General features: G+C 70.5%; 7 protein-coding genes. 5 read left to right on the forward strand and 2 right to left on the reverse strand.

Annotation, left to right across the window (positions count from 1 at the left end; all coding sequences use genetic code 11):
• Positions 1–25: 25 nt before the first annotated feature.
• Positions 26–1,306, reverse strand: coding sequence for an acetyl-CoA C-acetyltransferase (locus ACIRON_RS10965; protein WP_402992356.1), 1,281 nt, complete (start codon positions 1,304–1,306; stop codon positions 26–28).
• A gap of 150 nt (positions 1,307–1,456) precedes the next feature.
• Between ACIRON_RS10965 and ACIRON_RS10970 the strand changes: the two genes are divergently transcribed.
• Positions 1,457–2,779, forward strand: a complete 1,323-nt coding sequence (locus ACIRON_RS10970; RefSeq protein ID WP_402992357.1) for a 3-oxoacyl-ACP reductase — start codon at positions 1,457–1,459, stop codon at positions 2,777–2,779.
• Complete coding sequence (locus ACIRON_RS10975) at positions 2,779–3,675, forward strand: MaoC/PaaZ C-terminal domain-containing protein (protein ID WP_402992358.1); 897 nt, start codon at positions 2,779–2,781, stop codon at positions 3,673–3,675. The genes ACIRON_RS10970 and ACIRON_RS10975 overlap by 1 nt, the downstream gene beginning before the upstream one ends.
• A gap of 71 nt (positions 3,676–3,746) precedes the next feature.
• Here the strand turns inward: ACIRON_RS10975 and ACIRON_RS10980 are convergent, their stop codons facing one another.
• Entirely contained in the window at positions 3,747–4,643 is an 897-nt protein-coding gene (locus ACIRON_RS10980) for a superoxide dismutase (protein ID WP_402992359.1), read from the reverse strand.
• A gap of 122 nt (positions 4,644–4,765) precedes the next feature.
• Here ACIRON_RS10980 and ACIRON_RS10985 point away from each other — a divergent pair, with 122 nt between their 5' ends.
• Genes ACIRON_RS10985 through ACIRON_RS10995 form a run of 3 tightly spaced genes read left to right on the forward strand, consistent with a single transcriptional unit; the run spans position 4,766 to position 6,359 of the window.
• Positions 4,766–5,680 carry a GNAT family N-acetyltransferase gene (locus ACIRON_RS10985; RefSeq protein WP_402992360.1) on the forward strand — a complete coding sequence of 305 codons (915 nt, stop codon included), beginning with the start codon at positions 4,766–4,768 and terminating at the stop codon, positions 5,678–5,680.
• Positions 5,681–5,736: 56 nt separating this feature from the next.
• Positions 5,737–5,955 carry an antitoxin gene (locus tag ACIRON_RS10990; RefSeq protein WP_402992361.1) on the forward strand — a complete coding sequence of 73 codons (219 nt, stop codon included), beginning with the start codon at positions 5,737–5,739 and terminating at the stop codon, positions 5,953–5,955.
• The gene (locus tag ACIRON_RS10995) at positions 5,946–6,359 is read left to right on the forward strand and encodes a PIN domain-containing protein (RefSeq protein WP_402992362.1); all 414 of its coding nucleotides are present in this window, start codon (positions 5,946–5,948) and stop codon (positions 6,357–6,359) included. The genes ACIRON_RS10990 and ACIRON_RS10995 overlap by 10 nt, the downstream gene beginning before the upstream one ends.
• The last annotated feature ends 129 nt before the right edge of the window (positions 6,360–6,488 follow it).

Here is a 6,488-nt window from a genome sequence, read left to right on the forward strand (position 1 = left end):
TCGGCCGACGCGGGTGACGCTTCGGCTACTTCTCCAGGATCGCGACGACGCCCTGGCCGCCGGCGGCGCAGACCGAGATCAGGCCGCGGCCGGAGCCCTTCTCGTCGAGCAGCTTGGCGAGGTTGTTGATGATCCGGCCGCCGGTGGCGGCGAAGGGGTGGCCGGCGGCGAGGCTGGAGCCCTTGACGTTCAGCTTCTCGCGCGGGATCGAGCCGAGCGGGGCGTCGAGGCCGAGCTTGTCCTTGCAGAAGTCCGGGGACTCCCAGGCGGCCAGGGTCGAGAGGACCTGGGAGGCGAAGGCCTCGTGGATCTCGAAGAAGTCGAAGTCGTCGAAGGTGAGGCCGTTGCGGGCGAGGAGGCGCGGGACGGCGTAGGCGGGAGCCATCAGCAGGCCCTCGCCACCGGCGATGTAGTCGACCGCGGCGACCTCGGCGTCGACGAAGTAGGCCAGGACCGGCAGGTTCTTGGCGGCGGCCCACTCCTCGCTCGCGAAGAGCACGGCCGAGGCGCCGTCGGTCAGCGGCGTGGAGTTGCCGGCCGTCATGGTCGGGTTCTCGCCCTTGACCCCGAAGACGGGCTTGAGGGTCGAGAGCTTCTCCACGGTCGAGCCCGGGCGGAGGTTGTTGTCCTTCTCCAGGCCGCGAAACGGGGTGATCTGGTCCTCGAACCAGCCGGCCTCGTACGCAGCGCCCAGCTTCTGGTGCGACGCGGCGGCCAGCTCGTCCTGGGCCTCGCGAGTGATGCCCCACTCCTGCGCGGTCAGCGCGGCGTGCTCCCCCATGGAGAGCTTGGTGCGCGGCTCGACGTTGGCCGGGATGTTGGGGATGACGTCGGCGGGGCGGAGCTTGGCGAAGGCCTTGACGCGGTCGATGTTGGTCTTGGCCCGGTTGGCCTCGAGCAGGACCTTGCGGAGCTTCTCGCCCAGCGCGATCGGCGCGTCGGAGGTGGTGTCGGTGCCGCCGGCGATACCGGAGTCGAGCTGGCCGAGCGCGATCTTGTTGGCGATGTAGGTCGCCGCCTGGAGGCCGGTGCCGCAGGCCTGCTGCAGGTCGACGGCGGCCGTCTCGGGGGCCAGCTTCGAGCCGAGCACGGACTCGCGGGTCAGGTTGAAGTCGCGCGAGTGCTTGAGCACCGCACCGGAGGCGACCTCACCGATGCGCTCACCCTCGAGGCCGAAGCGCGCGGCGAGACCGTCGAGGACGGCGGTGAACATCTCCTGGTTGGACGCGGTCGCATACGCGCCGTTGGAACGGGCGAAAGGAATGCGGTTGCCGCCCACGATGGCGACACGACGGGTGGTGGTCATGAGTTCATCCTTGTCTGATGAAGCGCTTTGGAGAAGGGTATGTCAGGGAGATCACGAAAAGTGGACACCGAGTTACACATGTAGTTACAACTGGCCGGTAACATACCAACGTACGCCTCAGAGACCACGTTCAGAAGGATCAGAGAGACCATGAGCGACAAGTACCAGAGCTTCACCCAGTCAGCGATCGGCAAGGTCCTCGTCAAGAACCTCGGGCTGCCGAGCCCCGCCAAGCTCGAGCGGTACGCAGCCGGTGCCCCCCTCGTGAAGGGCACCGTCCTCGTCGGCGGACGTGGTCGTCTGGCCGAGTCGCTGAGCGGGCTCCTGGGCGAGCTGGACATCACCTCGACCGACGCCGCGACCCCGGGCACCAAGCTCAAGGGACTCGTCTTCGACGCCACCGGCCTGACCTCGACCGCCGACCTGGTCGCGCTCCAGGAGTTCTTCACCCCGGTGCTGCGCAGCCTGGAGAACAACCCGCGCGTGGTCGTCATCGGCACCCCGCCCGAGCAGCTCAAGGGTGGCGAGCGGGTCGCCCAGCGCGCGCTGGAGGGCTTCACCCGCAGCCTCGGCAAGGAGATCGGCAAGGGCGGCACCGTCCAGCTCGTCTACGTCGCCGAGGGCTTCGAGGGTTCGCTGCTCTCCACCCTCGCCTTCCTGCTCTCCCCCAAGAGCGCCTACGTCTCCGGCCAGGTCGTGCGGATCGGCACCAAGAACGCCTCCCCCGCCGCCGAGCAGGTCGACCCGAAGAAGCCGCTGACCGGCAAGGTCGCCCTCGTCACCGGCGCCGCGCGCGGCATCGGCGAGGAGATCGCCAAGGTGCTGCAGCGCGACGGTGCGACCGTCGTCGGCCTGGACATCCCGCCGGCCGAGGACGACCTGAAGAAGGTCACCCCCGACTACATCACCGCCGACATCACCGCCGAGGACGCGCCCGCCAAGATCGCGGAATACCTCCAGGAGAAGTTCGGCGGCATCGACATCGTCGTCCACAACGCCGGCGTCACCCTCGACAAGAAGCTGGCCAACCAGAAGCCCGACCGCTTCGGCAAGGTCCTCGACATCAACATCACCGCCCCGGAACGGATCACCGCCGAGCTGCTCGAGCAGAAGCTGGTCCGCCCCAACGGCCGCATCATCGGAGTCTCCTCGATCGCCGGCATCGCCGGCAACCTCGGCCAGACCTCCTACGGCGCCTCGAAGGCCGCCGTCATCGGCTTCGTCGACTCGCTGGCCGAGGAGCTTCCCGACGGCATCACGATCAACGCGGTCGCGCCGGGCTTCATCATCACCCAGATGACCGCGGCGGTCCCGTTCGCGACGCGCGAGGTCGGCCAGCGGCTCAACGCGATGGCCCAGGGTGGCCTGCCGGTCGACGTCGCCGAGACCATCGCCTGGTACGCCTCGCCGGCATCGACCGGCGTCAACGGCAACGTCGTGCGGGTGTGCGGCCAGATGATGCTGGGGGCCTGATGAGCGCCCCCAAGATCGAGCCCAGCTTCACCGGTAGGTCCGGTCCCGGCCTGCTCGTCCGGGCGGCGCTGCCCGCCATCCCGGGCATCAACGCGCTCCCGGGGGTCAAGAAGACCGGAGTCGCCTACGAGGAGCTCAGCCTCACCCGCGAACCGGTCGTCCTCGAGCGGAGCGCGGTCGACGCCTACGCCGAGCTGTGCGGCTTCCCGATCAAGGACACCGTGCCGCTCCCCTACCCGCACATGCTGGCCTTCCCGCTGCACATGGCGCTGATGTCCTCGCCCGACTTCCCCTCGCCCGCGATGGGGATGGTCCACATCGAGAACTCGATCAGCGGCTACCGCCCGATCTCGGTCGGCGAGGCGGTCTCGGTGACCGCCACCGTGGGGCAGCCCGAGCCGCACCCGGTCGGCAAGGCGTACCGGTTCCTGACAGTCGCGACCGTCGAGGGTGAGGTCGTGTGGGAGTCCACCTCGACGTACCTCGTCCGCGGGAAGCGCAACCCCGACGTGTCGTGGCTGGGTCCAACTCCGGGCCGAGATCTGATCGAGGTCGACCCGTCCGGGCCGGTCTTCCCGCTCAGGGCCGACCTGGGCCGGCGCTACGCGAAGGTCGCCGGCGACTACAACCCGATCCACCTCTACCCGCTGACCGCGAAGGCGCTCGGCTTCAAGCGGCAGATCGCGCACGGGATGTGGACCAAGGCCCGCTGCATCGCGGCGCTGGAGAACCGGCTGCCCGATTCCGTACGCGTCGACGTGGCGTTCAAGAAGCCGGTCTTCCTGCCCTCCTCGGTCGCGTTCGGGTCGCTCAAGCACCTGGACGGCTACGACTTCTCGCTCCACAAGCGCGGCTCGGACACGCTGCACCTGGTGGGACGTACGACTGCACTCTGAGCCCGCACCCGATGAGCCGCCCTCGGCCCCTGACCGAGGGCGGCTTTCTCGTGCTCGTTCGTGCCGTCGGTTCAGCGGCGAACGGCGGTGACCCAGTAGGGCGTGTCGGGCTCCGGCGGGGTGGTGAACCGGGCGTTGGGCAGGTAGAGCCGGTCGCGGTAGGCGGCGACGGTCGTCGGCACGTCGAAGTCGTCGCTCGTCAGGGTGTCGACCTGGACGCCGCGGGAGCCGGACTTGTCCAGGTGGATGACGGCGATCTCGTTGTCGCGGTTGCGGACGACGTACAACGTCCTGCCGAGCAGCAGCATGCCGTCGCCGTTGGTGAGGCTGGCCCCACCGAGGTCGACGACGGTCGTCGCGCCGGTGCGCGGGTCGACACGGTGGAGGAGGCCCGTGGTCGAGTTGACCACCAGCAGGCCGCGGCCGTCCGGAGTGGCGGTGATGCCGTTGGCGTTGAAGCCCGCCACCTGCTCCCAGTCCCCGGTGAGCGGGAGGGTGCGGACCGGGCCTCCGCGCAGCGGCACGGCGTAGAGCTGGGCCTGCTGGGAGTCGGTGAACCACGCGTTGTGACGAGTGAGGACGACGTCGTTGACGAAGCTGGTCGCCGTGGTGAGCTGGTGGTCGGCGAGAAGACGGCCGGTGCGGGTGTCGATCACCCTGGCGGTGCCGCTGGGGCCGCCGGCGGCGAAGAGGCGACCATGGCGATCGACCTTGACGCCGACGGTGGCGGTGCCGGGGCCTTGGGAGACCACCTTGCCGCGGCCGGTGCGCAGGTCGACGCGGTAGATGTCGCCGTCCACGCGCGACCCGAACCAGGCCGTCGGCCCGCCTCCGATCGCGATGCCCTCGGGCTGGAAGCCGGGCGGGAGGTCGAATCTCTTCGGGAAGACCGTGTGCGCGTCGGCCGTGGCTGGGACGAGGGCCGCGACCAGTGCCGCGGCGAGCAGGGCGATACGGATCCGGAACATCGTTGCTCCTGATGGGGAGGCGCCTCCGAGCCGGCGCGAAGGACGGCTGCTATCGCCTACCGTACGCCGCGGGCCCGATAACCCGTGGCGACCCGGGGTGAGCAGGTGGGACCGTGGGCCTCATGACCACCGCCATGATCCTTCCCACCGGCTACACCGAGCGGCCGTTGGCGCTGGCCGATGCTGCCGCCGTCACCCGGGTGATGGCGGCCGACGAGCTGGCCACCGTCGGCGAGGTCGTCATCGAGCTGGCCGACATCGTCTCGGAGTGGCAGCGGCCGTCCTTCGACATCTCCGCCAGCACGATCGGTGTCGTCGACACCGCCGGCGACCTGGTCGGCTACGCGGAGTGCTCCGGTGGCTCCCGAGCCGATGCAGCGGTGCATCCGGACCACTGGGGCCGCGGCCTCGGCACCGCCCTGGCGGGCTGGATCGCCACGAAGGCCGGTGAGCTCGGGGAGCCGGTCATCGGCATGCCGGTCCCCCAGGGCTCGCCCGGCGACCGGCTGCTGGCGTCCCTGGACTGGTTCCCGCGCTGGGAGTCCTGGGTGCTGGCTTTGCCGCAGGACGCGGCGATCCCGGTGCGAGAACTGCCCGAGGCGTACGCCATCAGGGCGGCCACACCGCAGGACCACGAGCAGGTGTGGACCGTGATCGAGGACGCCTTCCTGGAATGGTCCGAGCGCGAGCGGGAGCCCTACGCGGACTGGGTCGCCACGACCATCGAGCGACCCGGAGCCGAGCCGTGGAACATCCGCGTGGTCACCGGCCCTGAGGGCGCCGTGGTCGCCGCGGCGGTGCTGGTGATGACCGAGGACGGCCGGGAGGGGTACGTCAGCAGGCTGGCCACCCGCAAGGGCCAGCGCAACCGTGGCCTGGCCCAGGCGCTCCTCGCCGACGCGTTCGGCACTGCCCGCGCCCACGGAGCGACGCGCGCGACCCTGTCGACCGACTCCCGCACCGGCGCCCTGGACCTCTACCTGCACGTCGGCATGGAGGTCGAGTCCACCTGGGTCCACCGCGCGACCCGGCCCTGATCCCACCGCGACGGCCTGCACTCGGCTACCATCTCCCGTTCAGGAGGTGGACAGACATGTCCGACGTACTGATCCGAGGTCTCTCGGATGACGAGCTCACGCGCATCGACACCGAGGCGACGCGGCTCGGGCTCACCCGCAACGAGTATCTCCGCCGATGGTTCACGCCCGACGCACTGCGTCCGCTGCCACCGGCGCGACCCGTGGCCGGCGGCGACTTCGCGAAGTTCGCCCCGCTCGCCGACCGGGGTCTGATGCGTGACGCATGGTCGTAGCTCGACCCTGGCTGATGCACCGCTCGGCGCTCGCCCGGATGTCCACCAGCCCCGACGCTGAGAAGTGGTCCCGCCTGATCGAGCTGGGACAAGTACGCATCACCACCACGACACTGCTCGAGATCGGCCACCTGGCCCGCTCCGAGCGGGAGTGGTCCGACCTCGTCGAGGACGTGCCGATCATCCACATGCCGCTCGCGACCCTCACGCCGCGTACGGAGGCACGGGCGCTGGAGATCCAGCGCATCGTGCTGCGCGAGGGCCGCCACCGGGCGCCGTCGGTCCCGGACCTGCTCGTCGCAGCGGTCGCGGAGGAGGCCGACCTCACGGTCCTCCACGCCGACAACGACGTCGATCTCATCACCCGCACCACCGGCCAGTCCGTGGAGCGCCTGCGCCTCTGACCAAGCCCGGGGGGGGGGGGGGGGGGGGGGGCGGGGCGCCCCCCCGGGGGGGGGGGGGGGGGGGGGGGGGCGGGCCGGCCGGGTTGTTTGTTGCGCGCGCGGCGGGGGGGCGGGGGGGGGGGGGGTGGG

The organism is Nocardioides sp. NPDC101246, from assembly GCF_044767415.1.
Lineage (GTDB): Bacteria > Actinomycetota > Actinomycetes > Propionibacteriales > Nocardioidaceae > Nocardioides.